This window comes from Actinoplanes sp. NPDC049316 (assembly GCF_040677315.1).
Lineage (GTDB): Bacteria > Actinomycetota > Actinomycetes > Mycobacteriales > Micromonosporaceae > Actinoplanes.
On sequence record NZ_JBFAQM010000007.1, the window covers coordinates 275,011 to 298,038 of the forward strand.

General features: G+C 74.1%; 22 protein-coding genes and 1 pseudogene. 9 read left to right on the forward strand and 14 right to left on the reverse strand.

Going from position 1 to position 23,028, the window contains the following annotated elements; translation table 11 throughout:
• Positions 1 to 13: 13 nt before the first annotated feature.
• Positions 14 to 1,021, reverse strand: a complete 1,008-nt coding sequence (locus AB0K03_RS14090) for a hypothetical protein (protein ID WP_364684204.1) — start codon at positions 1,019 to 1,021, stop codon at positions 14 to 16.
• Between the two features lie 344 nt (positions 1,022 to 1,365).
• Here AB0K03_RS14090 and AB0K03_RS14095 point away from each other — a divergent pair, with 344 nt between their 5' ends.
• Entirely contained in the window at positions 1,366 to 1,983 is a 618-nt protein-coding gene (locus AB0K03_RS14095; protein WP_364684206.1) for an FKBP-type peptidyl-prolyl cis-trans isomerase, read from the forward strand.
• A gap of 9 nt (positions 1,984 to 1,992) precedes the next feature.
• Here the strand turns inward: AB0K03_RS14095 and yaaA are convergent, their stop codons facing one another.
• Genes yaaA through AB0K03_RS14110 form a run of 3 tightly spaced genes read right to left on the reverse strand, consistent with a single transcriptional unit; the run spans position 1,993 to position 4,814 of the window.
• On the reverse strand, positions 1,993 to 2,778 hold the full coding sequence (gene yaaA / locus AB0K03_RS14100) for a peroxide stress protein YaaA (protein ID WP_364684208.1): 786 nt from the start codon (positions 2,776 to 2,778) through the stop codon (positions 1,993 to 1,995).
• A 9-nt stretch (positions 2,779 to 2,787) separates the two neighbouring features.
• Positions 2,788 to 3,126 (reverse strand): STAS domain-containing protein, encoded by a 339-nt coding sequence (locus tag AB0K03_RS14105; RefSeq protein WP_364684210.1) that lies wholly within the window; start codon positions 3,124 to 3,126, stop codon positions 2,788 to 2,790.
• Between the two features lie 41 nt (positions 3,127 to 3,167).
• The gene (locus AB0K03_RS14110; protein WP_364684212.1) at positions 3,168 to 4,814 is read right to left on the reverse strand and encodes a copper resistance protein CopC; all 1,647 of its coding nucleotides are present in this window, start codon (positions 4,812 to 4,814) and stop codon (positions 3,168 to 3,170) included.
• A 159-nt stretch (positions 4,815 to 4,973) separates the two neighbouring features.
• On the opposite strand from AB0K03_RS14110, the gene pgm reads away from it, so the two are divergent.
• Positions 4,974 to 6,617, forward strand: coding sequence for a phosphoglucomutase (alpha-D-glucose-1,6-bisphosphate-dependent) (pgm, locus tag AB0K03_RS14115; RefSeq protein ID WP_364684214.1), 1,644 nt, complete (start codon positions 4,974 to 4,976; stop codon positions 6,615 to 6,617).
• On the opposite strand, the gene AB0K03_RS14120 is transcribed toward pgm, so the two are convergent.
• Together AB0K03_RS14120 and AB0K03_RS14125 are read right to left on the reverse strand one after the other, a co-directional pair.
• Positions 6,607 to 7,260 carry a response regulator transcription factor gene (locus tag AB0K03_RS14120; RefSeq protein WP_364684336.1) on the reverse strand — a complete coding sequence of 218 codons (654 nt, stop codon included), beginning with the start codon at positions 7,258 to 7,260 and terminating at the stop codon, positions 6,607 to 6,609. The two genes, pgm and AB0K03_RS14120, sit on opposite strands and share 11 nt — an antisense overlap.
• Positions 7,260 to 9,629: a histidine kinase gene (locus AB0K03_RS14125; protein ID WP_364684216.1), complete on the reverse strand. Its 2,370-nt coding sequence runs from the start codon at positions 9,627 to 9,629 to the stop codon at positions 7,260 to 7,262. Before AB0K03_RS14125 ends, AB0K03_RS14120 begins: the two co-directional genes overlap by 1 nt.
• 181 nt (positions 9,630 to 9,810) lie before the next feature.
• Here AB0K03_RS14125 and AB0K03_RS14130 point away from each other — a divergent pair, with 181 nt between their 5' ends.
• Positions 9,811 to 12,132 carry a bifunctional diguanylate cyclase/phosphodiesterase gene (locus tag AB0K03_RS14130; protein WP_364684218.1) on the forward strand — a complete coding sequence of 774 codons (2,322 nt, stop codon included), beginning with the start codon at positions 9,811 to 9,813 and terminating at the stop codon, positions 12,130 to 12,132.
• On the opposite strand, the gene gndA is transcribed toward AB0K03_RS14130, so the two are convergent.
• Positions 12,129 to 13,562 carry an NADP-dependent phosphogluconate dehydrogenase gene (gndA, locus tag AB0K03_RS14135; RefSeq protein ID WP_364684220.1) on the reverse strand — a complete coding sequence of 478 codons (1,434 nt, stop codon included), beginning with the start codon at positions 13,560 to 13,562 and terminating at the stop codon, positions 12,129 to 12,131. The genes AB0K03_RS14130 and gndA overlap by 4 nt on opposite strands.
• Positions 13,563 to 13,743: 181 nt before the next feature.
• On the opposite strand from gndA, the gene AB0K03_RS14140 reads away from it, so the two are divergent.
• Together AB0K03_RS14140 and AB0K03_RS14145 are read left to right on the forward strand one after the other, a co-directional pair.
• Complete coding sequence (locus tag AB0K03_RS14140; RefSeq protein WP_364684222.1) at positions 13,744 to 14,058, forward strand: type II toxin-antitoxin system PemK/MazF family toxin; 315 nt, start codon at positions 13,744 to 13,746, stop codon at positions 14,056 to 14,058.
• A 140-nt stretch (positions 14,059 to 14,198) separates the two neighbouring features.
• A complete protein-coding gene (locus AB0K03_RS14145; RefSeq protein WP_364684224.1) occupies positions 14,199 to 16,082 on the forward strand; it encodes a SpoIIE family protein phosphatase in 1,884 nt (627 codons plus the stop codon).
• Here AB0K03_RS14145 and AB0K03_RS14150 read toward each other — a convergent pair.
• Positions 16,036 to 16,398 (reverse strand): 3-keto-5-aminohexanoate cleavage protein, encoded by a 363-nt coding sequence (locus AB0K03_RS14150; RefSeq protein ID WP_364684226.1) that lies wholly within the window; start codon positions 16,396 to 16,398, stop codon positions 16,036 to 16,038. The two genes, AB0K03_RS14145 and AB0K03_RS14150, sit on opposite strands and share 47 nt — an antisense overlap.
• Positions 16,399 to 16,431: 33 nt before the next feature.
• Here AB0K03_RS14150 and AB0K03_RS14155 point away from each other — a divergent pair, with 33 nt between their 5' ends.
• Both AB0K03_RS14155 and AB0K03_RS14160 read left to right on the forward strand, forming a co-directional pair.
• Positions 16,432 to 16,854 carry an NUDIX domain-containing protein gene (locus AB0K03_RS14155; protein WP_364684228.1) on the forward strand — a complete coding sequence of 141 codons (423 nt, stop codon included), beginning with the start codon at positions 16,432 to 16,434 and terminating at the stop codon, positions 16,852 to 16,854.
• A gap of 38 nt (positions 16,855 to 16,892) precedes the next feature.
• Positions 16,893 to 17,138, forward strand: a complete 246-nt coding sequence (locus tag AB0K03_RS14160; RefSeq protein ID WP_364684230.1) for a hypothetical protein — start codon at positions 16,893 to 16,895, stop codon at positions 17,136 to 17,138.
• Positions 17,139 to 17,147: 9 nt separating this feature from the next.
• Here the strand turns inward: AB0K03_RS14160 and AB0K03_RS14165 are convergent, their stop codons facing one another.
• The 5 genes from AB0K03_RS14165 to AB0K03_RS14185 all read right to left on the reverse strand — a co-directional run bounded on the left by AB0K03_RS14165 (position 17,148) and on the right by AB0K03_RS14185 (position 20,965).
• Positions 17,148 to 18,974, reverse strand: a complete 1,827-nt coding sequence (locus tag AB0K03_RS14165) for a GGDEF domain-containing protein (protein ID WP_364684232.1) — start codon at positions 18,972 to 18,974, stop codon at positions 17,148 to 17,150.
• Positions 18,975 to 19,050: 76 nt separating this feature from the next.
• On the reverse strand, positions 19,051 to 19,494 hold the full coding sequence (locus AB0K03_RS14170) for a group II truncated hemoglobin (RefSeq protein ID WP_364684234.1): 444 nt from the start codon (positions 19,492 to 19,494) through the stop codon (positions 19,051 to 19,053).
• A 65-nt stretch (positions 19,495 to 19,559) separates the two neighbouring features.
• Positions 19,560 to 19,985 carry a hypothetical protein gene (locus AB0K03_RS14175; RefSeq protein WP_364684236.1) on the reverse strand — a complete coding sequence of 142 codons (426 nt, stop codon included), beginning with the start codon at positions 19,983 to 19,985 and terminating at the stop codon, positions 19,560 to 19,562.
• Positions 19,986 to 20,047: 62 nt separating this feature from the next.
• Positions 20,048 to 20,374, reverse strand: a complete 327-nt coding sequence (locus AB0K03_RS14180; protein ID WP_364684238.1) for a TraR/DksA C4-type zinc finger protein — start codon at positions 20,372 to 20,374, stop codon at positions 20,048 to 20,050.
• Between the two features lie 9 nt (positions 20,375 to 20,383).
• Positions 20,384 to 20,965: a DinB family protein gene (locus AB0K03_RS14185; protein ID WP_364684239.1), complete on the reverse strand. Its 582-nt coding sequence runs from the start codon at positions 20,963 to 20,965 to the stop codon at positions 20,384 to 20,386.
• A 104-nt stretch (positions 20,966 to 21,069) separates the two neighbouring features.
• On the opposite strand from AB0K03_RS14185, the gene AB0K03_RS14190 reads away from it, so the two are divergent.
• Together AB0K03_RS14190 and AB0K03_RS14195 are read left to right on the forward strand one after the other, a co-directional pair.
• Entirely contained in the window at positions 21,070 to 22,068 is a 999-nt protein-coding gene (locus AB0K03_RS14190) for an RNA polymerase subunit sigma-70 (RefSeq protein WP_364684241.1), read from the forward strand.
• Positions 22,065 to 22,421, forward strand: a pseudogene (locus AB0K03_RS14195) (DUF6069 family protein); the annotation flags it as partial. The gene AB0K03_RS14190 and the pseudogene AB0K03_RS14195, both read left to right, overlap by 4 nt.
• Before the next feature lie 12 nt (positions 22,422 to 22,433).
• On the opposite strand, the gene AB0K03_RS14200 reads toward AB0K03_RS14195, so the two are convergent.
• A complete protein-coding gene (locus tag AB0K03_RS14200) occupies positions 22,434 to 23,012 on the reverse strand; it encodes a TetR family transcriptional regulator C-terminal domain-containing protein (RefSeq protein ID WP_364684243.1) in 579 nt (192 codons plus the stop codon).
• Between the last annotated feature and the right edge of the window lie 16 nt (positions 23,013 to 23,028).

The following is a 23,028-nucleotide window of genomic DNA, read 5'->3' on the forward strand; positions in this document are numbered from 1 at the left end:
ACGATCCCCCTCCTCAGCGCAGGGTCGCCGCCTGCAGGGCGACGCCGCCGCAGTCGGAGTTGAACGAGTCCTCGGTGACCCAGCTCAGGTTGATCTTCGCGTCCTTCGGCGCCCGGTACGTCACCACGAAGGCGACCGTGTCCAGGTTGGTGCCGCGTTCCTCGAAGCTGCTCGTCGCGGACGGTCCGCCGGTGGACAGCTTCGCGGTGAGCCGGCCGCGGCCCGCGAGGGCGCCGACGTACAGCTTCAGCGTGCGCGAAGACGTGCCCGCCGGGGCGGAGATCGTGAAACCGTTGCCCTTGCCGCAGGTGCGGATGCCGGTCGGCGTGCCGTCGGAGTGGTCGACGGGTGAGCCGCCCCGCCAGGCGAAACGCTGCGGGCTGAACCCGTGCCGGAACCGGGGCGCGGTCGGCGGGCCCTCCAGGATCGCGAAACCGCCGCCGTCCTTGCGTTCGAGGGAGAACGTGCTCTGCTCGCCCCAGTGCACCCAGTCGCGGGTGCCCTCGGCGGTGAGGTCGACGGTGCCCGGGATGCCGGTACGGGCGATGGAGACCGACCCGCGGAACGGCGGGGGGCTCGACTTGCGCGGCGGCGCGGAGCTGCTCCGGCCGGGTGTCGGCGACGGCGAGTCCGTCGGTGACGGGCTGTCGGAGGCGCTCGGGAGCGGGATCGGGAACTGCTGGTCGGGCGGGTTGAGCGGCACGTCGCCCAGGGCCGGCGGCTGGACCGGCGGGATGGCCGCCTTGTCGTCGTCGCGGACGGCGCGGCTGACGATGAAGCCGAAGGCGATCACCACGAGCACCCCGGCGAGGATGACGGCGGCGGGCATCAGGAACTCGCTGAGCCGGCGGCTGCGGCCCTCCAGCAGCTCCGGGGGCACGGCCGCGCCGCGGCGGCCGGCCGTGCGGTAGCCGTATCCGGGGCGCAGGCCGCCAGCCGGGGCGGGCCGGCGCGGTCCCCGGTCGGACGGGCGCCCCCCGGGCTGTGGCTGGCGACCTGTCGTACGGTCGTCGTCCGGCAACCGACCCTCCCCGGTCGTTCGCGGGCGCACGCGCCGCGCCGCCGGTGGCGGCCGGGCGGGTTGTCCCTGGTCATGGTGCTGTGGTGAGTCGATGTCGGCGGTGCTCGCCGCTGCGTTCGTGCTGTGGGCGATCCACGTTCTCACCTTGCGTGAGTGACGGAGAAGAGCGAATTGAGTAACCATCCGTTTTGTTGATCACGTGGATCGGCGGTTCGGTGGAGGTTCGCGCGGGGCCGGCGGGCGCCGACGAGTACGGTGTCCGAAGTTTCCCGCGTGTCCGATGCGGCGGGCGAGGTCGATCCGAACCGAGGTCGATCCGAACGGAGTAGGAGAAGTCAGAACTGATGAGTGTCCAGGACAAGACCGCCGGCAAGCGCCGCGGCCAGGCGCTCACGGGCGCGCTCGCGGGTGTCGCGGTCATCGCCGTGCTGGTCGCGGTCTTCATCGGCATCCAGGTGTCGGGCGACGACGAGCCGAAGAACACCGCCGCCGCGGCCTCGCAGCCCGCCCAGACCGAGCCGAGCGCGCCGGCCGCCGAGCCCAGCGCCCCGGCCGCGGAGCCGAGCGAGCCGGCCGCCCAGACCCCGCTCGACCCCGCGCTGAAGGAGAAGCCGGTGGTCAAGGCGGGCAAGGGCAAGGTCACCAAGCTGGTCGTCAAGCAGCTCATCGCCGGCAAGGGCCCCAAGCTGACCGCGGGGCAGACCATCCAGGCCAACTACGTGGGCGTGACGTACAAGGACGGCAAGCAGTTCGACTCCTCCTGGGACCGCGGCCAGCCCGCGCAGTTCCCGGTCGGCGTCGGCCAGCTCATCGAGGGCTGGGACAAGGGCCTGGTCGGCGTGCCGGTCGGCAGCCGGGTGCAGCTCGACATCCCGGCGGCCCAGGCGTACGGCGAGAACGCCACCGGCGGCCGTCCCGCCGGCGACCTGCGCTTCGTCGTGGACGTCCTGGCCGCCCAGTAGCGGCCGCGGCTACAACTCGCGGACGATCACGTCCGCCTGACGGGAGCGGCCCGCCGCGGCGGGCCGCTCCTCGACCGCGTACTTGAGGTCGCGCAGGGCGGTGAGCAGGTCGTCCACCGACGCCGGCGTCACCCCCGCGGTCGCCAGGGCGCGCACGAGGCGGCCCTTGGTGGCCTTGTTGAAGTGGCTCACCACCGAGCGGCGCGGCTCGCCGTCCACGATCCGCTCGTGCAGCACACGCAGCGCCACGGCCTGCGGCCCCGGCGCCCACATCGCCGCGTAGGCCCCCGACCGCAGGTCCAGCACCGGTGAGTCGTCCGGCATCGCCCGGGTCAGGGCCGTCTTCCAGTACGGCGTCAGCCCGCCGATCCCGGGCAGCGTGACCCCGGCCGAGCACCGGTACGCGGGGATGCGGTCGGTGAGCCGTACGACGCCCCACAGCCCGGAGAAGACGACGGCCCGCTCGTCGACCCAGGCGCGCGCGTCCGGGGCGAGGGTGGCCACGTCGAGCGCCTCGTACAGCACGCCGGTGTAGACCTCGGCGGCCGGCGCCGCGGGCGCGGTGGCCAGCACGGCGTTGCGCTCGAGCTCGCCGCGCTGCCCCTCGCTCAGGCCCAGCGTCGCCAGCGACTCCGCGACCGCCCGGGCGCTCGTGCGCCGGCTCATCGCGGCCAGCCGGCCCAGCACCCGCTTGCGCGCCGGGGCGAGCTTCGGCAGCCAGAGCGCGCCGGGGTCGGCCGGGTCGCCGGCGGCCGGTGCGGTCTTGCCCTCGGACGGCGGCAGCAGAATCAGCACGCCGCGAGGTTACAAGCCCGGGTCGGACAGGGCGTCGGCGACGCTCGGGTAGACGCCGAGCGCGGGTGTCAGGCCCACCGTCTGCAGCAGGCCGTGCAGCCAGGCGCTGGGCGCGGCGAGCCGGACCCAGCCGCCGGCGGCGGTGGCCCGCTTGTGTCCCACCACGAACGCGCTGAGCCCGGTCGAGTCACAGAACTCCACTCCGGAGAGGTCGACGACGATCCGCGGGTGCGGGCGGTCCAGCACCTGGTCGAGCGTGGTGCCGAGCGCCGGGGTGGCGTCCATGTCGAGGTTGCCGCGGACGGTCACGACCACCGAGTCGGTGTTGCCGATGACGGACACGTGCACGGGAAGCCTCCTGTCATCGACGGAGCCTTCTCTCTGCCCACTCAGGGTCGCTGCGGAACCTGCGGAACCGTGATCGTCGTGCGGACCGTCGCCTGGTCGATCTCGGTGGTGCGGACGGTGAACGTGAGCTCGTACGTGCCGGGCACCGGGAACGTCAGCGCGCCCACGGCGTCGTTGCGCGGGGGCAGCGGCAACATCGGCGTGGAGACCGGTTCGAGGCCCTGCCCCTGCAGCCGGGCGGTCACCGTCCACTCCGGCGCGGCCAGCGGCTTGCCCTCGGGCGTGTACGTGAACCCGTGCACCGTGTTGTACTCGCCCAGCTCGACGGGATAGACGTAGTACTGCAGCGTGAACAGCCCGGACGTCAGGGTCTGCGACACGCCCTTCTGCGCCGGCGCGGCCCGCTCGGCGGTGACGTTGCGTCCCGGCGTGGTCTGCACCAGGACGGCGCTGAGCCCGAGCACCACGACCGTCGCCGCGACCTCGATGCCGACCGTGCGCCGCAGCCGTCCCGGTCCCGCCGTCACCACCTGCGAGCGTTGCACGAAGCGCCGGGCGAGCGCGGCCGCGCCCAGCACCGCGGCCAGGAGGGCGACCTTGGCCAGCAGGATCCGGCCGTACCCGGTGCCCCACAGCGCGGCCGGCGAGCCGACCTGCACCACGGCCTGCACGACGCCGGCGCCGGCCAGCCAGACCACCGCCAGCGCCGCCCACCGCGACCAGGCGGGCAGGATCCGGACGAGCACCCGCGGATGCGCCTGGCGCAGCAGGAACACGCTCAGCGCGACGAGGCCGCCCAGCCACACCGCCATGGCGGCCAGGTGCACCACGTCCGCGGCGATGATCGCGGGACGCAGCGGGGAGTCGGCGGCGTGCCCGGTCAGGGGCCAGGTCGTCAGGCCGGCCGCGGCCAGCGCGAGCAGGGTGGCCGTCCGCCAGCGGGCGTGCCGGCCGTGCAGCACCGGCGGCAGCAGCGCCGCGACCGCGCCGAGCACCGCCAGGCGCGCCAGCAGGGTGAGGCCGTACGGGCCGGCCAGCACGTCGGCCAGCTCGGTGACCGACACGTCCCAGATCGGCGCCCCGCTGACGTCCGGCGCGCGGGTCCACAGGGCGCCCAGCGTCGCGGCGGCCGTGCCGATCAGGCCCGTACGCACCAGCAGGATCGGGCCGCGCCGGGAGAGCCGCCGGGGCCACAGCAGCGCGAGCAGCAGCGCCGGGCCCGCGATGAGCGTGAGGCCGGCGTACCCGAGGAAGGTGAGCGCGGGACGCACCGCCGCGACCGACGGATGCACGCCGGTGGGGTCGCCCTCGGCGGGCCGCGCGGACGGCGCGCCGACCGAGAACGTCATGGCGCCGCCCACCGGGTGGCTGTCGGCGGAGATGATCCGATAGCTGACCAGGTACGTGCCCAGCGGCTGGCCCGCACGGCGCACCTGGATGCGCAGCGCGGGACCGTCCGCGGTGACCGAGCCGGTGATCCGTTTGCCGTCCGGGGCGAGCACCTGGGTGCGTCCCTCGACCGGGGTGACCGCCTCGCTGAAGCGGATCACGATCTCCTCCGGCGCGGTGCCGACCACGCTGCCCGGCTCGGGGCTCGCGGTCTGCAGCGCGGCGTGCGCTGCGGCCGGAGCCGCCGGGACGAGCACGGCAGCGAGCCCGATCACGAACATGACCAGCACACGAACCACCCGCGGCCCCCCGACCGCACACACCCCTGTCACGACAGGTAGTTCGGATGTTTCGCGGGAAAGGTTCAATCCCCGCGCGGCGGCTTACCGAGCCCGCCCGGCGGGTACGCCACGACGATACGATCCCGGGCAGGTCCACGCCCTCAAGGAGGCCCCTCGATGTCCGTGCATCCCCGCGCCGGCACGCCCGCCGATTCCCGCGACACCATCGACGTGCCCCGGGTGGTCCTGAGCTACTACACCGGCCACCCCGACCCGGAGGCGGCCGAGCAGCGCGTCGCGTTCGGCACGTCCGGTCACCGCGGCTCCAGCCTGAAGACGGCGTTCAACGAGGACCACATCCTGGCCACCAGCCAGGCCATCGTCGAGTACCGCAGGGCGCAGGGCACCGACGGGCCGCTCTTCCTGGGACGGGACACGCACGCGCTCTCCGAGCCGGCCATGGTGTCGGCCCTGGAGGTCCTCGCCGCCAACGACGTGAAGGTGCTGATCGACAGCCGCGACGGCTACACGCCGACGCCCGCGCTGTCGCACGCCATCCTCACGTACAACCGGGGGCGCTCGAGCGGGCTCGCCGACGGCGTCGTCGTCACCCCGTCGCACAACCCGCCGGACGACGGCGGCTTCAAGTACAACCCGCCGAACGGCGGGCCGGCCGACACCGACGCCACCAAGTGGATCCAGGACCGGGCCAACGCGCTCATCGCGGGCGGGCTCAAGGAGGTACGCCGCGTCGGCGCCGCCCGCGCCCGCGCGTCCGAGCTGGTCTCCGGCTACGACTACCTGTCCGCGTACGTGGACGATCTGTCCTCGGTCATCGACATGGAGGCGATCCGGTCGGCCGGCGTGCGGATCGGCGCGGACCCGCTGGGCGGCGCCTCCGTGGCGTACTGGGGCGAGATCGGCGAGCGGTACGGGCTCGACCTGACCGTGGTGAACCCGGACGTGGACCCGACGTTCAAATTCATGACGCTGGACTGGGACGGCAAGATCCGGATGGACTGCTCGTCGCCGTACGCGATGGCCTCGCTGATCGAGCAGAAGGACCGCTTCCAGCTGGCCACCGGCAACGACGCCGACGCCGACCGGCACGGCATCGTCACGCCCGACGCCGGGCTGATGAACCCCAACCACTACCTGACCGTGGCGATCTCGTACCTGTTCCGGGTGCGCGCGGACTGGCCCGCTCAGGCGGCCATCGGCAAGACCCTCGTCTCCTCGTCGATGATCGACCGGGTCGCCGCGGACCTGGGCCGCAAGCTCGTCGAGGTGCCCGTGGGCTTCAAGTGGTTCGTGCCGGGGCTGCTCGACGGCTCGGTCGGCTTCGGCGGCGAGGAGAGCGCCGGGGCGTCGTTCCTGCGCCGCGACGGCAGCACGTGGAGCACCGACAAGGACGGCATCCTGCTCGACCTGCTCGCCTCCGAGATCCTCGCGACCACCGGCCGGACCCCGAGCGAGCACTACACCGACCTGACGGCGAAGTTCGGCGCGCCCGCGTACGCCCGCATCGACGCCCCCGCGACCCGCGACGAGAAGGCCGTCCTGGCCAAGCTCTCGCCGTCGCAGGTCAGCGCCAAGGAGCTGGACGGCGAGCCGATCACGGCGGTGCTGACCACGGCGCCGGGCAACTCCGCGCCGATCGGCGGGCTCAAGGTGGCCACCGAGTCGGGCTGGTTCGCCGCGCGGCCCTCGGGCACGGAGGACGTCTACAAGATCTACGCCGAGTCGTTCAAGGGCCCGGAGTCGCTGGCCCGCATCCAGGAGGAGGCACGCGCGGTGGTGTCGGCGGCCCTCAAGGGGTAGCGCCGGGACGGACCAGACCGAGGTCGTAGGCGGCGATCGTCGCCTGCACCCGGTCCCGCACGCCCAGCTTCGCCAGCAGCGCGTTGACGTGCGCCTTCACCGTGCCCGTCGTGATGCCCAGGGCCGCGCCGATCTCGGCGTTGGACAGGCCCCGCGCGATGCTGACCAGCACCTCGCGCTCGCGCGGGGTGAGCCCGGCGAGGCGGGCGTCGTCGGGCACGGTCGCGGTGATCCCGCCGCCGGCGAACGCGTCGATGAGCCGCCGGGTGACCGCGGGGCTGAGCATGGCCTCGCCGCCGGCGACCACCCGGATCGCGGCGAGCAGGTCGGCCGGCTCGGTGTCCTTGAGCACGAAGCCGGAGGCGCCCGCGCGCAGCGCCTCGAACACGTACGCGTCCTGGTGGAACGTGGTGAGCACGAGCACCCGCGGCGGCTGCGGCCCGGCGGTCAGCCGCGCGGTCGCGGTCAGCCCGTCCATGCCCGGCATGCGGATGTCCATCAGCACCACGTCGGGGCGCAGCCGGGCGGCGGCCTCCAGCGCGGCCGCGCCGTCCGCGGCCTCGCCGACGACGGCCAGGTCGGCCTCCGCGTCGACGATCGCGGCGATGCCGGCCCGGACCATCAGCTGGTCGTCGACGACCATCACGCGCGTGGCGATGACGCCACCTCCTCGTCCTCGTCGCGGCGCCGCGCGGGCGCCGGACCGTCGTGCGCCGGACCGTCGTGCGCCGGGTCCGGCGCGGGCAGCCGGATCTCGGTGGTCCCGTCCGCGGCGGCCGCCAGGCTCCCACCGACCGCGGCGAGCCGGGCCCGCAGCCCCGCGGTCACCTCGCCACCGGGATCCTCCGGCATCGGGCTCACCACGAGGCGCACCGGGTCACCCGAGAGATCCACCCGGACCCGGACCGGGCCGGTGTCGCCGGCCAGGAGCAGCTCCACGATCCGGTACGCCGAGACGTCCAGGTCGGTGCTGAGCCGGCGCCCGTGACCGGTGACGTCCAGGTCGACCGTACGGCCGCCGGCCCGCCACCGGTCCACGAGCGCCGGCAGCGCGGCCAGCGTGGGCTGCGGCGCGCGGGCCTGCCCGGCGCTGTCGCCGGGCGGGGCGTCACGCAGGTCCTTGAGCAGGCCGCGCATGCCGTCCAGCGCGGTCCGCGCCGCGCTGACGACCGCCTCGAGGTCCCCGCGGTCCGCCGCCTCGGGCACCCGGGCGGTGTCGCGCAGCACCGCCTCCCGCAGCCCGGCCGCCACCCGGGCCCGTTCCGCGCCGGCCTCGGCGAGCGCCCAGGCCGTGGCGGCCGCGACCGCGTGGTCCTCGCGGGCCCGTACGCGCTCGCGCCGTCGCCGGGTCAGGAACCCGGCGAGCCACGCCCCGAACACCGGGAACGACAGGGGGATGCCGCCGACGATCGCCGTGATCAGCACTGTCGCCGGTACGGACGCCGCGGTGCCGTCCGGCGGGTCCAGCACCAGCATCACGCTGACCGCGGCGACCACGCAGCCCAGCACCGCCGGCATCGACAGCCAGGTCAGCGCCGGCCGGCGGCCGTAACGGGCGACCGCGTGCACCGCCAGCACCTCCACGCCGGTGCCGGTGACGGCGAGCCAGCCGTGGGTGATGGCCAGCAGCCCGGCGGCGATCAGCAGCGGCCACACCCAGCCGGTGGCGAGCACGGCGGCCAGCACGGTCCAGGGCCGGGCGCGGCGCCAGGCCAGGGGCAGGGTGTGCCCGATCAGCGTCAGGGCCGCCAGGGACGCCGTACCGGCCGGCAGGTGGTCCTCCAGCGCGACGAGCAGGCCGGCGGCGGGGACGCCGAGGGCCAGCATGAGCACGGCGGCGTCGATGATCGTGTCGGTGCCCGGCCGACGGCCGCTCGCGACGGGTGCCGCGCCGGCGGGCAGCACCGCGCTCACCTGCCAACCGCCCCCGGGCCGCAGACCCGCCTCCAGCGTGCCGCCGAGGGCCGCCGCGCGCTCCCGCATCCCGGCGATCCCGCGACCGGAGCCGAGGCGCGCGGCGGACCCGTCCGCCGCGGCGCCGGCCGGGCCGTCGTCGGCGACGGTCAGCCGTACCCCGTCGGGCGTGCCGGTGACCCGGACGGTCACCGACGCGCCGGGCGCGTACCGCAGCGTGTTGGTGAGGGCTTCGCGGGCGATGCCGTACGCCGCCTCCGCCACGGCCGGTCCCATCGGCTCGGCGCCCTCCACCGTGACGCGCTGCCCGAGGCGCCGGAACCCGTCCGCCAGCTCGGTTAGGCGTTCGCCGCCGGGCGCGGGGGAGCCGGGCTGCTGCAGCAGGGCCACCAGCCGCTGCAGTGCGGTCAGCGTCTCCCGTCCGGTGCGGGCCGCGAAGTCCCGGGCCTCGGCGACGAGCTCCGGCCGGGCGGCGCCGACCCGCTGCGCGGCCGAGGCGATGACCACGATCGAGGTCAGGTGGTGGGCGGTGACGTCGTGCAGCTCCCGGGCGAGCCGGTGACGTTCGGTGTCGGCGGCCCGCGCCCGGCGTTCCTCGGCCTCGGCGAGCCGGGTGGCCGCGTCGGCGCGGTCGGCGTACCAGCGGTGCCGCGCGCGTCCCAGCGCCACCACCGCCACGTAGAACACCACCATGACGGCGAGCGCGGCCGGATAGTCGCCGTCGAGCTCGTCGTCGTTGAGGACCAGCCCGGACTGCCAGACGATCAGCGCGGCGGCCGCGATCAGCGCGGTGCGCTGCGGGCGGCGTACGGCGACGCCGTACAGCATGACGATGTCGGCGACGGTGATCGCGGTGAGCGCGTCGGGCGGCAGCCCCAGCTCGGCGACGGTCAGCGCGGCGACCACCACCCCGGTCGCCGCGATCGGCGCGGTACGCCGCCACAACAGCGCCACCGCCACGGTCACGGTCACCGCCACCGCCGTGGCGGCCGCCGTCGCGGTCACGTGCTCGCCGGTCGCGTACGGCGCGCCGGGCCACGCCGCCAGCTGCAGGACGGCGAGCGCGGCGGGCAGCAGCCAGACCGGTGTGCGTTCCATGACGCCCCAGACCCTAGGGGGCGCGCGCATCCCCGCACATCCGCCCGGAGGTCGGCCGGAGCCTCTATCGCAGGTTGGAGCCGCGCGCAGGCGATCTCGGTAATTCTCAGCTTCGACCCGCCCGCGCCGACTGGAATTCCGCCAGGACCGTACAGATATCTCGGGCAAGGACCACGCCACCATGACCGCACCAGCCACGCGGGTCGGCCGCCGGCGAGCACAGAAGCAGGCCCGCCCGGGCCCGCTTCCGCTCGCCGCGGCGGTGCTCGCCGTGCTGGGGGTGCTCGGGTGGCTGTTGGCGCAGGAGGGAAGCTCACTCCGGCCCGGGTACGCCGGCGGCCCGCTCGCCATGCTCGGCGCGTTCCTCGCCTGCCGCCGCATCGGGGGCCTGATCGTGGTGGCGCGCCCGGTGCGAGCCTTCTGGCGGTGGTTCGCCAACGCGGCCATCTGCCTGGGCCTCGGCGCCGCCGTCAGCTTCGGGCTCGCCAACAACCAGCCCGGCATCTCGCCGTACGTGGCCGCGCTGATCCTGCTCGGCGTGGCCATGGCGATGATCGGCTTCATCCAGCTGCCCCGCGAACGCCGGTCGGCGCTGCGGTGGACGCAACTCGTCCTCGACGGCGCCACCGTGGCCGTCTCCGGCGCCCTGATCTTCTGGTACGTCGTCTTCCAGCTCGCCGACGACGCCACCTCGCCGGCCACGCTGCAGGGGGCCGCGGTGGTGGGCGTCGGCGGGTTGATCGCGCTCGTCGTCATCGGGCGCGCGGCGATGAGCCCGGCCAGCGCCGTGGACTCCATGTCGCTGCGGATGCTCGCGATGGCGCCGCTGACCGGCGTGGTGGCCTCGGTGCTGCTGATCGCGGGCGGTGCCACCGCGCGACTGTGGCTGTCGGTGCTCGCCGTACCGCTGGTCGGGCTGGCGATGTGCCTGGCCGCGTACCGTCAGCAGCTGGTCCTGAGCCGGCCGGCCGCGGCGGCGAAGGCGCCCGCGCGCCGCAGCGTCTACAACGCCCTTCCGCTGCTCTCGGTGATCGCGACCGCGGCGCTGGTGATCACCGTGTCGGCCCGCCAGCTCGACTCGCACCAGCGCGTCGTCATCGTCGGCGCGGTGCTCATCGCCGCGTTCGTGGTCGCCCGGCAGCTGCTGGGCCTGCGCGCCAACGAACGGATGCTCGGCGGGATCCGCCGCCAGCAGGCCGAGCTGGAGCGGCTGGCGATGCACGACCCGCTGACCGGGCTGGCCAACCGGGCCCGGTTCGGCACCGTCCTCGGCGAGCGCCTGGACGCCCACCGCGCGGCCAGCGTCCTGCTCGTGGACATCGACGACTTCAAGATGGTCAACGACACGATGGGGCACGCGGTCGGCGACCAGCTGCTCTACGAGGTGGCGCAGCGGCTGCGGCACCACAGCGCGGTCACCCACCTGCCGGCCCGCCTGGGCGGCGACGAGTTCGCGGTCCTGCTGGACACCGACCAGCCGGTGCAGGCCGAGGCCGCCGCCGCGCGCATCCTGGCCGCGCTCGCGGTGCCGTTCCGCGTCGGCGAGCACCAGCTGCTCGCCCACGCCAGCATCGGCGTCGCCCTGGCCGGCCCCGGCGACAGCGCCGACGAGATGCTGCGCAACGCCGACATCGCCATGTACGCCGCCAAGGCCGCCGGCAAGGCGTCCTGGGCGCGGTTCGAGCCGCGGATGCGCAACGAGGTCGTCAACCACGCCCGCCTCGGCAGCGAGCTGCACAACGCGATCATCCGGCACGAGCTGTACCTGATGTACCAGCCGGTCTTCGACATCACGACCGGCCGCATGTCCGGGGCGGAGGCGCTGGTGCGCTGGCGGCACCCGGTGCGCGGCAACGTGTCGCCGGGCGACTTCATCCCGGTGGCCGAGCGCTCCGGCCTGATCGTGCCGCTCGGCTCATGGGTGCTGCGCGAGGCGTGCGAGCAGCTCGCCCGCTGGCACGCCGAGTACGGCCCCGCCGCCATCCGTTCCGTCAACGTCAACGTGGCGGCCCGCCAGCTGCGCGAGTCCGGCTTCGTCAACGAGGTCGCGGCCGTGCTCAGCGACACCGGTCTGGTCCCGGCGAACCTGGTGCTGGAGGTGACCGAGTCCTCCGTGGTCGACGGCCGGCAGGTGCGCGACACCCTCGAGGCGCTGCACGAGCTGGGCGTACGCCTGGCCCTCGACGACTTCGGCACCGGCCAGTCCAGCCTCAGCCTGCTGCGGGCGTTCCCGGTGGACGTGCTGAAGCTGGACAAGTCCTTCGTCGACGGCATCTGCGACGGCGAGGACCGCGGCCGGCTGGCGGTCGCCGCGGCCGTTGCGCAGCTCGCCGAGTACCTCGACCTGTACGCCGTGGCCGAGGGGATAGAGACCGCCGCGCAGCTGGACCGGCTGCGGCAGATGGGTTACCGGCTCGGCCAGGGCTACTACATGGCCAAGCCGCTCCCGCCGGCGGAGATGGCGGCCCTGATGGTCCGGACCGCCACCGCCGTTCCGGTCTAGGCCGACACCTCGTTGCGCTCGGCGCCCCACATCGTGTGGAACGAGCCCTCCTTGTCGACCCGCTGGTACGTGTGCGCGCCGAAGAAGTCGCGCTGGCCCTGGATCAGGGCGGCCGGGAGGCGTTCGGCGCGCAGCCCGTCGTAGTACGCGAGCGCGGACGCGAAGCCCGGCGCCGGGATGCCCTGGGCCGCGGCGAGCGCGACGACCCGCCGCCACGCGTCCTGCGCGCCGCTGACGGCCTCGAGGAAGTAGTCGTCGACGAGCAGGGTCTGCAGGTTCGCGTCCTTGTCGTACGCCTGCTTGATGTAGTCGAGGAACTTGGCCCGGATGATGCAGCCGGCCCGCCAGATCTTCGCCATCGCGCCCGGGTCGATGCTCCAGCCGTACTCGGCGCTGGCCGCCTGGATCTGCTGGAAGCCCTGCGCGTACGCCACGATCTTGGAGGCGAACAGCGCCTGCTCGACGTCGGCCTGCAGGTCCGCGCCGCCCGCACCGGCGGCGGCCGACGGGCCGGGCAGCTTGCCCGCGGCGGCCGCGCGCACGTCCGCGCCGCCGGACAGGGCCCGGGCGAACACCGCCTCGGCGATGCCGCTGACCGGGACGCCGAGGTCGAGCGCCGACTGCACGGTCCAGCGGCCGGTGCCCTTCTGCTCCGCGCGGTCCACCACCACGTCGACGAACGGCTTGCCGCTCTCCGCGTCGACCTGCTTGAGCACCTCGGCGGTGATCTCGATGAGGTACGAGCCGAGCCGTCCCTCGTTCCAGCCCTTGAAGATCTCCGCGATCTCGGCCGGCGAGTGGCCCCCGGCCTGCCGGAGCAGGTCGTACGCCTCGGCGATCAGCTGCATGTCGGCGTACTCGATGCCGTTGTGCACCATCTTGACGAAGTGTCCGGCGCCGTCCGGGCCGACGTGCACGCAGCACGGCTCCCCGTCCACCTTCGCCGAGATGTCCTCCAGCAGCGGGCCGAGCGACTCGTACGACTCTGGCGAGCCGCCGGGCATGATGCTCGGGCCGTGCAGGGCGCCCTCCTCGCCGCCGGACACGCCGGTGCCGACGAAGTGCAGGCCCATCTCCTTGAGGGCCGCCTCGCGCCGCCGGGTGTCGGCGAAGTGCGCGTTGCCGGCGTCGATGAGCATGTCGCCCGGCTCGAGCAGCGGGGCGAACTCGTCGATGACCGCGTCGGTGGCCTTGCCGGCCTTGACCATGATCACCACGCGGCGGGGCCGTTCGAGGCTCGCCACGAAGTCCTCGGCGCTCTCCGACGGGATGAACGTGCCCTCGTGCCCGAACTCCTCGACGAGCTCCTTCGTCCGGCCGTAACTGCGGTTGTGCACCGCGACCGTGTGCCCGTGGCGGGCGAAGTTACGGGCGAGGTTGCGCCCCATCACCGCCAAACCGGTCACGCCGATCTGAGCCTTCTGCGTCATGAACGTCCTTCCTCCACGCGAGAGGGGCGGGGTGCATCCCGTCCGTCGCAAGCCGTCACGGCCATTGTTACGGATCGGCAACGCCGGGGGTTCGACCGGTCGCGAACCAGGTTCACCCTGCGGGACGCGGCGCGCCGGACGCGCGCGCCCGGGAAGATCCGGCCGACGGTACGCTCGGCGCGTGAAGCGCGGCGAGATCTGGACCATCGGCAGCCGCACCGACCTGCGCTACCGGGTCCTCGTGCTCTCGGCCGACAGCTACAACGAGCGGTCGAACGCGTCCCCGTTCTGCGCACCCATCGTGCGCCAGCGCGGCGTGACCGAGCTGCCGCCGTACGCGGTGGCCCTCACCGAGCAGGATCCGATCACCGGCGTCGTGGTGATCAACCGGATGCGCCGGCTGCCCGCCGCCGTCGGCGCGGAACGCATCGGCATGGCGACGGGCGCCAGCATGGCCCGGGTCACCGAGGCCATGCGCGGCCTCTTCGAGCTCTGACCGGCGGCGCCCGCACGATCGCGGTAGCCCGTCCGGGTGACCCGGGCCGCCTCGCACCGCAGGTGGGATGGGGGTGGGGGTGTTCGGGGGATGACGATCTCGGCCGCGCTGGCGTATTCAGGAGGGCATCGAAGTCCGGCGTGGAAGGGGCAGTGACCTGGATGGGCGGCCGTCAGGCGTACGTGGAGGCGGTGGACGGCCTGCGCCCGTCCCACCATCCCGGCGCTGACCGGGCCGCGGACGACGCCGGGCGCGCGCTCGTCGACCGGGCCGTCGGGCTGCTCGCCGGGCGTACCCGCTGCCGGCTGGCCGACGCGCACCGGCACCTGCTGCAGATGGCCGCCGACCAGGGCCGCGACCTCGTCGACGTGGCCGCCGGGGTGATCACGCTGTTCGACGTCGCCGACCCGCCGGCCGGGAACCCCCGGCTCCCGGGCAGACATCCGCGCCTGCCCGCGGTCGGCGTCGCGCCGGTCCGGCGCCCCGAGCACTCGCTGGGCATCGCACAGGCGCTCCTGGACGGCATTCCGGGCCACGCCGCGCTGTTCGTGCCGATCCGCGACGGCGGCCGCCTCGTCGACCTGGAGTTCGCCGCGGTCACCCCGCAGGCGGAGGTCGCCGAGGGCCTGCACGGCCGGACGCTGATCGGCACCCGGCTCGGCGAGCACCTGCCGGAGAGCCTGCTCAGCGACCGTTGGCAGCACTACGAGCGGGTCCTGGAGACCGGCCGGCCCGCCGAGGTCGGCCCGTTCGTGCTCGGCGGCGAGCGGTACACCGTACGGGCCCACCGGGTCGGCTCGGAGCTGCTGATGACTTGGGAACGGCACGGCCGCACCCCGGGGGAGAGCGAGCGCATCGCCGGCACCGAGCGGCTGGGCAACCTCGGCTGGGGCGAGTGGGACCTGGTCAGCGGGGAGGTGCGCTGGTCGGCGCAGATCTTCCGGATCTACGAACGCGATCCCGCGCTGGGGCCGATGTCGCGCGAGGAGAGCGAAGCGCTGACCCTGCCCGAGGACCTGCCGCTGCTCCTGGCGGCCGTGGAGGCGTTCCAGCGCGGCGAGCAGATCGACGTGACCCTGCGTGTACGGCTCAACAACCGGATCAAGTACCTGCGGACGGTCGCCGACGCGATCCGGGACGCGTCCGGGGCGCCGTTGCGGGTCTACGGGATCGTGCAGGACGTCACCGCGCGCGAGGCCAGCGCCCAGCGGCTGGCCGAGGTCGAGCACCAGCTCGCCGAGCAGCGCCGCTCGCTGGCCGCCGAGCACGCTCTGGCGGCCGAGCTGCAACGGGCCATCCTGCCGATCCCCGAGGGCCCGCTGGTGCTGCCCGGCCTCAAGGTCGCCGTCCGTTACCTGCCGGCCGGGCAGGAGGGCATGGTCGGCGGCGACTGGTATCACGCGACGACGCTGTCCGACGGGTCGGTCCTGCTCGCGGTCGGCGACGTGGCGGGGCACGGCACCCAGGCGGCCACCACCATGGCCCAGCTGCGCCACTCGCTGCGGGCGCTGGCCGTCACGACCTGCGACCCGGCCGAGCTGCTGGGCCACCTCAACCGGCTCACCTGCGACCTCGACGCGGAGAACCCGGAGATCGCCGCGACCGCCGTCGTGGCCCGGTTCGACCCCGCCCGGCGGCGGCTCACCTGGGCGCAGGCCGGGCACCCCCCGCCGCTGCTGTCGCGCGGCGGGCGTACCGCGCCGCTGCCGCGCCCGTCGGGGCCGATGCTCGGTGTCGTCGACGACGCGGTGTACGAGTGCGCGGTGCTGGACATGGCGGTCGGCGACCTGCTGCTGTGCTACACCGACGGGCTGGTCGAGCACCGCCACCGCAGCCTCGACGACGGCCTCGAGGCCGTCATCCGCGCGGTCGACGAGTCGGTGCGCGCCTCGCCCCGCCAGCCCCTCGGGGAGCTCCTGGCCCGGCTGCGCCAGGCCAACCCGGACGACGACACGTGCATCCTCGCCGCGCGCCCGATCACCGGGGAGACCCAGGACCTGCGCCGTTACCTCGCCGGGCGGTGACTTCCGCCGCCGCCCGGGTACCCGTGAGGTCGTGGATCTCAGCCGGCCCCTCGCCCCGGACGTGCCCGCGGCGCCGCACAGCGCCGGCGGCGAACGCGTCGCCCTGCACGACCTGGCCGGTGTCGCGCCGCCCGGGCGCCCAGCTCAGCGGTGGACCCGCGCCGGCACCGCTCGCGTCGCGCGGGTGCAGGTGCACCGCTCCGGCCGCCACCGCGGCGGCGGCCGCGGCGGCCAGCTGGCCGGGCGTCACGGGCACGCCCTCGTGTTCCTCCGGCCGCCGGCCGCCGTTCAGACACACCTTGATCCGCCTGATCACGCCCCACCCTGACACGGCGGGCATGATGACGCCATGACACGAGAACCCCGGGTGTCCTGTGTGTTCGTCTGCCACGACGGCAACGGCAGGATCCTGCTCGCGAAACGCTCGGCCGCCGCCCGCGACGAACCGGGAGCCTGGGACACCGGCGCGGGCGCGCTCGAGTTCGGCGAGACCTTCGACGAGGCGGTCACCCGCGAGGTCCGCGAGGAGTACACCGCCGCGCCGCAGGAGATCACGATGCTGGGCGTGCGCAACGTGGTCCGGCCGGGGTCGCACTGGGTCGCGCTCGTCTTCGCCGTACGCGTGGATCCCGCGGCCGTGCGGATCGGCGAGCCGCACAAGTTCGACGACCTGGCCTGGTTCGCCCCGCACGCCCTCCCGCAGCCGCTGCACTCGCAGCTGCCGGCCACCCTCGACCTGTTCGCCACGGAAACCGCCCAGGGTCTGTCCTAGCCTTCGCGCAGCGCCGAGGCGGCGTCGCGGGTGAGCGGGTGCTCCTCCCCGAGCACGCGCCGGCGGTCGGCGGCGACGTGAGCGAACAGATCGGTCGCCTCGCCGACCCAACCCCGGTCGAGTTCGTCACGGTGACGGTGAACGTGTCACCGCGCACCGGCGCGGCCGCGACCATCGCCGCGATCTCCCCGGTCAGCTCGGGATCCTCCGCCAGCGCGCGCTTGACCGAGCTCGCCCACCTCGATCATCGTCACGCCCTCCTCGCCGGCCGCGACGTCACATAGACCAGACAGTCACCACTCGGGGCCGGGTCGTGCCACGGCGGCCGCCGGCACGGGATGCGGCACCGGCGAGAGGGAGCCGACGACGCGGGCGGCCTCGAGCGTGAGGAACTCGTCGACGACGTGGGCGGGGAACTGCACGCCACGGCAGCGGCGCAGCTCGGCGCGGGCCCGGTCGACCGGCAGCGCGAGCCCGTCGGCGCCGTCCGCGCGCATGAAGGCCCAGGCGGCGCAGACACCTTCCACCGCGCCGGCCGGGACCGGTACGGCGTCGGGGCGCCGGTGCGCGGCCCGGCCGAGGACCCTGGCCCACTCGCCGATCTGCTGGTCGGCCCGGGTGAGCTCGTCCGGGACCGTGTCGGTCATCGGCGGCCCTGGGCGGTCCGCGGGATCGGTGATCACCACGCGGTCGCGGCCGGCGCGCTTGGCCGCGTACAGGGCCGCGTCGGCGACCTTGACCAGGGTGTCCGGGGTCACCTGGTGCGGCGGCACGGCGGCGGTGCCGCCCACCGAGATGGTGACCGTGACCGGCGTACGGCCGTCGACCAGCACCGGCTCCTCGCTCATCCGGGTGCGGATGCGCTCGGCCAGCCCGGCCAGATCCTGCGGACCGGTCGCGCCGGCGAGGACCGCGAACTCCTCGCCACCGAAGCGGGCCACCACGTCCCCCGCGCGGCAGGTGCCGCGCAGCCGCCGGGCCACCTCCACGAGGACCTGGTCACCTGCCGGATGGCCGTACGTGTCGTTGACGTTCTTGAAGTGGTCGACGTCGATGAGTAGCAGCGCGAACGGATCGCCGTGCCGGACCGCCCGCTCGCTCTCCATCCGCAGCTGTTCCGTCAGGAACCGGCGGGTGTGCAGACCGGTGAGGGCGTCGGTGATGGCCAGCCGCCGCTGCGCCGCCGTGAGCCCGGCCATCCGCACCAGGACGAGCAGGAACAGCACGGCCGACGCGCCGACCACGACGAGATCGGAGCTTCCTTCGCCGCGCAGGCTCTGCACCACCAGGACCGCCGGGGCCATCGCGGTGGCGAAACCGAGCAGCAGCAACCGGTACGGGGTGGCGCCCGACCTCGGCTCGGCCGGGTCGGCGATGCGCCGCATCGACGGGTGCAGCCCGGCCGCCCCGAGCGCCACATAGCTGAGCAGCCAGACCGCGTCCGGCCAGCCGCCGTCGGCGAACGAGCCGTTGAGGGTCAGCAGGCCGTACGTGGTGTCGCCGAGCAGGGTGAGGCCGAGGAACGCCAGCAGCAGGTGGTACGCCGGCTGCCGGGCCCCGCCGCTGAGCATCAGGCGGACGGCCACGGTCAGCACGCACAGGTCCATCACCGGGTAGGCGGTGGCCGCTACGCGGTCCAGCGCGTCGATGCCGGGGGTGGTGACCGTCGGCAGGATGAGGAACACCCACCACAGCACGGCGGCGCCCACCGCGAGGATCGCGGTGTCGACCAGCGCGGCGGTGTTGCGTTGCGGGGTGCGCCGCAGGGTGAGCCGCACCAGCGCCGCGGCGACGAGGATGTACTGGGTCAGGTAGAGGACGTTCGCCAGCGGCGGATAGCTCGCGTCGTCCTGCGAGGCGAAATAGTAGGTGAGGTCCCCGCCGGTGTACATCACCTGGCCGGCGGCGAACAGCCACCAGACCGACGCGAGCTGCGGCCGGTGCCGGCGGATGCCCACCACCAGCGCGATCGACGTGGCGCCGCTGAGCAGGCAGTAGAGGACCGTCTGGATCCCGGCCGAGCCGAGGACGGCCGGGAGCACGAAGTAGCCGGCAAGCGGCAGCAGCGCGCCGATCGACCACACGATCCACGCCCGCTCCCGCGGGCGCGCCGCGGTCATAGATGTCACCCGTCCATGAGAGCCCCGTCCGGTTCACCGGCCGGGTGTATCCCGGTTGCCCGACAGGAGCCGCCCGTCAGCTCCGCAGGCCGTCGAGATCCCAGCGGGGGACCGGCAGGCCGGCCGGCACCCGCGCCTCCCGCGGCGAGTACGCCATGACCTCATCGGTCGCCCACCGCATGTACGCCGCCAGCGCACTCCGCACGGCGGGATCGGGCGCGATCCCCGCCCCGTCCACCGCGGCCACGAAACAGGCGACGAACCGGTCCCCGAGGTCGTCCTCGGCGCCCTGGTTGGCATGGATGCCGAGCATCGCCGAGTGCCCGCCGTAGGAGCCGGAGTAGACCGCGGGCCCGCCGAACACCTCGCCCCAGTAGTCGGCGAGGCGTTGCACGTGCTCGGGGTTGCCGGTGTGCGAGAAGGGATGCTCGAGGACGGGATCGGCCAGGCAGCGCGCATGGAAATCCGCGGCGAGGGCCAGGAGCGAGGGCGCCCCGCCGACGGCCTCGTAAAGGGTCACGCCCCCACGATGCCAGAGCCGCGGCGCCGCCGGGACGCCCTCGCGGTCGTCCCGGCGGGGACCGATCAGCCGCAGTTCGCCCACGAGCTGGTGTAGTTGCTGCCTCCGGAGTAGCCGAAGTAGCGGACACACTTGCCCTTGCTCCGCTGCTTCACCGGCCCGGCGTAGTACCGGTAGGCGCCGGTGTCGTACGCCCACGAGCCGCCCTGCACCCGCAGGCCGGCGGTGACCTTCGTGGCCTTGTTCAGCGCGGTCGTCTTCAGGGTCACCACGCAGGTCGTCGTGCCGTTGTAGAGCTGGTAGACGGTCGCTCCGGGCAACTTGTGCGAGCGCTGGACGGCGTAGCCGCTGCCGCACACGCCCTTCGCGGTGTAGGGATTCGCGGCGTAGGCCGGCGCGGACACTCCCGCGACCACCGTGGTGCCGGCGGCAACGACGGCGGCCGCGCCGAAGACCCGGCGGGACCGCAGAAGGTTCGAAATGGTGCGCATGTCTTCCTCTCGCATACGGCGTCGGACGGGGAGACACTACCCCTAACGTCCGATTTGTATCCCTATGCGCAGGAGATGCAGAAGCGGGCGAAGGGCCGCGCGGTGAGCCGTTCCTCGGCGATCGACCGTCCGCACTTCTCGCAGACGCCGTACGTCCCCGCCTCCACCCGGTTCAGCGCGTCGTCGACCTCGGCGACCCGCTTGCGCGCGGCGCCCAGTAGCGCGGTCAGCTGGGCGCGCTCGAAGCCGATGGTGGCACCCTCGGGATCGTGCTCGTCGTCGGCGTTGGAGTCGCGGGAGGCGGCGAACAGGGCGTCCAGGTCGCGGGCCAGGGTCGTGGCCTCGGCTTCCGCGCCCGCGCGCAGCCGCAGCAGCTCATCGCGGACCATCCCCGCAGCCTACCGACCGGTGCCCGGCCCGGCCGCCCGCGCCGCCTGTTCGATCGTCGCCCGGTACGCCGCGCGGGCCGCGGCGTCGTTGTCCTCCTCGTACTCCGCCGTCACGCCGGTGCGGCCGTCGAGCTGCTCGCGCAGGATGTCGGCGTGACCGGCATGCCGGGTGGTGTCCTGCAGGACGTGGACCATGACGGTGAACAGCTTGACCTCGGGCCGCGGCCACCATGGCACGTGGCCGGGCGCGTCGAGGGGCAGCTCGGTGATCGTCGCGTCCGCGTGCTCCCCCGCGCGGCGGTAGAAGTCCGTGATCTCGTCGCGGGTCTCCTCCGCGCTCGCCCACAGGTCGCTGTTGTCCGCGTCCCGCCAGTCCGGCAGCGGCTGCGGGAACGGGCGGCCGAAGACGTCACCGAAATACCAGGCCTCGCAGGTCGCCATGTGCTTCACCAGGCCCAAGAGGTTGGTGCCGGTCGGGGTCAGGGGGCGCCGGACGTCGTACTCGGGCAGCCCGTCGAGCTTCCAGACCAGCGCCTCCCGGATAACCCGGAGCTGCCGGTGCAGGACGCCCTTGGCCAGATCGTCGATCACGCTCACGAGCCTGCCACGCGGCAGCAAGGCGGCCCGGTGATGAGTTCTCGCGCCCGTGGCCGTCTCACCTGTGACGGGCCACGACGAGGCGGAAGGATGACGGGATGAGGACGGACACGCGGCTGGAGGACCTGGGCGTGAGTGGTCTGGCGGACATCGGCGAGCCGGAGTTCGAGAGCCTGGCGCAGCGTCACCGGCGGGAGCTGCATGTGCACTGCTACCGGATGCTCGGCTCGTTCGAGGATGCCGAGGACACGGTGCAGGAGACGTTCCTGCGGGCCTGGCGGCGGCGGGAGACGTACGAGGGCCGGTCCTCGTTCCGGGCGTGGCTGTACCGGATCGCCACCAACGCCTGCCTCGACCTGCTGGCCAAGCGGCGCCCCGAGCCTGCCACGGGTGGCGAGGTGCGGTGGCTGCAGCCGTACCCGGATCGGTTCCTGGACGAGCTGCCCGCCGGCGACGCCGACGGGCCGGAGGCTGTCGCGGTCGCCCGGGAGACGATCGAGCTGGCGTACCTGGTGGCGGTCCAGCATCTCGCGCCGCGGCCGCGGGCCGTGCTGATCCTGCGGGACGTGCTCGGGTGGCCGGCGAAGGACGTCGCGGAGCTGCTCGGGGATTCCGTGAACTCGGTGAACAGCGCGTTGCAGCGGGCCCGCGCCGGGATGCGGGATCATCTGCCGGCGCAGCGGCAGGACTGGACCGGTGGCGAGGAGGACGCCGGGACGCGGGAGCTGGTACGCCGCTTCACCGAGGCCAGCGTGGCCAAGGACCTCGACGCGGTCGCGGCGATGCTGCGCGAGGACGTGCGGTCCTCGATGCCGCCCACGCCGGGGCTGAGCATCGGCCGCGACGCGGTGGTGAGCGATTGGGCCGCGGACGGTTTCGAGAGCCTCGGGCGTCTGCGAGCCGTCTCGGCCTCTGTGAACCGTCAGCCGGCCGTCGGCTTCTACCTGTGGAACGAGGAGGCGGGCGCGTACCTGCCGCTGACGATCGACGTCCTGCGGATCAGTGGCGGGGCGGTCACCGAGGTCGTCATCTTCCACGCCGATCAGTTTCCGCGGCTGGGGCTGCCCGCGAGCCTGTCCGCCGGGGAGACGGCATGAGCCGCCGGTTCCGCGGGCTCGTCGTCGCCGCGCCCGTCGCGGTGGCGGTCACCACTCTCGCCGCCGCGCTCGCCCGGGCCGTCGGCGTCGACTTCGAGATTCCCGACGGCGGGGAGGTGATCCCGTTGTCCGGCTTCGCGGTGGTGACCGGGTTCTTCTCCGTCGTGGGCGTCGTCATCGCCGCCGTCCTGCTCCGGTGGAGCGCGCGTCCCGCCGAGCGCTTCCTGTGGACCGCGGTGGCGCTGACCGCGCTCTCGCTGGTCCCGCCGTTCCTCACCGGGGCGAACGCCGCCACCGTCGTCGCCCTGGTCGGGCTGCATCTCGTCGCGGCGGCGGTGATGATTCCCGGCGTGGCGCGGGCACTCTCACCGTCCCGGCAGGACGGCGTCGACGAGGTCCCGCGCGGCGGCATCCACGCCGTCGGCGTCCAGCGGCGTCGTGGCGTTGGCCCCGGCGATGTTGTCGAAGAGGATGCCGTCGATGCAGGCGACCAGCCAGCGGGCCTGGCGGGGCGGGTCGCCTGCGCCGAGCCCGGCGAGAACCGCGGCGATGCGTTCGCGTAGGGCGCTGCCGGAGCGGTGGAGCTGCGCGGCCACCTCGGGCCGGCGTACGGATTCCAGGGTGAGCTCGTAGCGGGCCAGGTGGCGTTGCCGGCCGGTGGTCAGCCAGCGGTGCAGGATCTCGGCGAGGGACCGGGCCAGGGTGGTCCGGTCCGTCGCCGTGATCAGGGGCGTCAGGGCGTCGAGCTCGCTGTGGTCGTCCTCCACCAGGCGCTGGACGCACGCACTCAGCAGGGCCGCGCGGGACCGGTAGTAGTACGACGTGGAGCCGGCCGGGAGGCCGGCGGCGGTGTCCACCGCGCGATGCGTCAGGCCCCGGGAACCGTCGCGGGCCAGCACGTCGAGGGCGGCGTCGGCGAGCAGTCGGTGCCGCGCAGAGATCATGACCACACTCTACCGA

Excerpts from the sequence above, each read along its gene's own strand:
- AB0K03_RS14200 (WP_364684243.1), bottom strand. The coding sequence starts at position 23,012 with ATGATCTCTGCGCGGCACCGACTGCTCGCCGACGCCGCCCTCGACGTG.
- AB0K03_RS14180 (WP_364684238.1), bottom strand. The coding sequence starts at position 20,374 with ATGGTCCGCGATGAGCTGCTGCGGCTGCGCGCGGGCGCGGAAGCCGAG.
- AB0K03_RS14130 (WP_364684218.1), top strand. The coding sequence starts at position 9,811 with ATGACCGCACCAGCCACGCGGGTCGGCCGCCGGCGAGCACAGAAGCAG.
- AB0K03_RS14095 (WP_364684206.1), top strand. The coding sequence starts at position 1,366 with ATGAGTGTCCAGGACAAGACCGCCGGCAAGCGCCGCGGCCAGGCGCTC.
- pgm (WP_364684214.1), top strand. The coding sequence starts at position 4,974 with ATGTCCGTGCATCCCCGCGCCGGCACGCCCGCCGATTCCCGCGACACC.
- AB0K03_RS14125 (WP_364684216.1), bottom strand. The coding sequence starts at position 9,629 with ATGGAACGCACACCGGTCTGGCTGCTGCCCGCCGCGCTCGCCGTCCTG.
- AB0K03_RS14175 (WP_364684236.1), bottom strand. The coding sequence starts at position 19,985 with ATGCGCACCATTTCGAACCTTCTGCGGTCCCGCCGGGTCTTCGGCGCG.
- AB0K03_RS14165 (WP_364684232.1), bottom strand. The coding sequence starts at position 18,974 with ATGACCGCGGCGCGCCCGCGGGAGCGGGCGTGGATCGTGTGGTCGATC.
- AB0K03_RS14190 (WP_364684241.1), top strand. The coding sequence starts at position 21,070 with ATGAGGACGGACACGCGGCTGGAGGACCTGGGCGTGAGTGGTCTGGCG.
- AB0K03_RS14120 (WP_364684336.1), bottom strand. The coding sequence starts at position 7,260 with ATGGTCGTCGACGACCAGCTGATGGTCCGGGCCGGCATCGCCGCGATC.
- AB0K03_RS14155 (WP_364684228.1), top strand. The coding sequence starts at position 16,432 with ATGACACGAGAACCCCGGGTGTCCTGTGTGTTCGTCTGCCACGACGGC.
- gndA (WP_364684220.1), bottom strand. The coding sequence starts at position 13,562 with ATGACGCAGAAGGCTCAGATCGGCGTGACCGGTTTGGCGGTGATGGGG.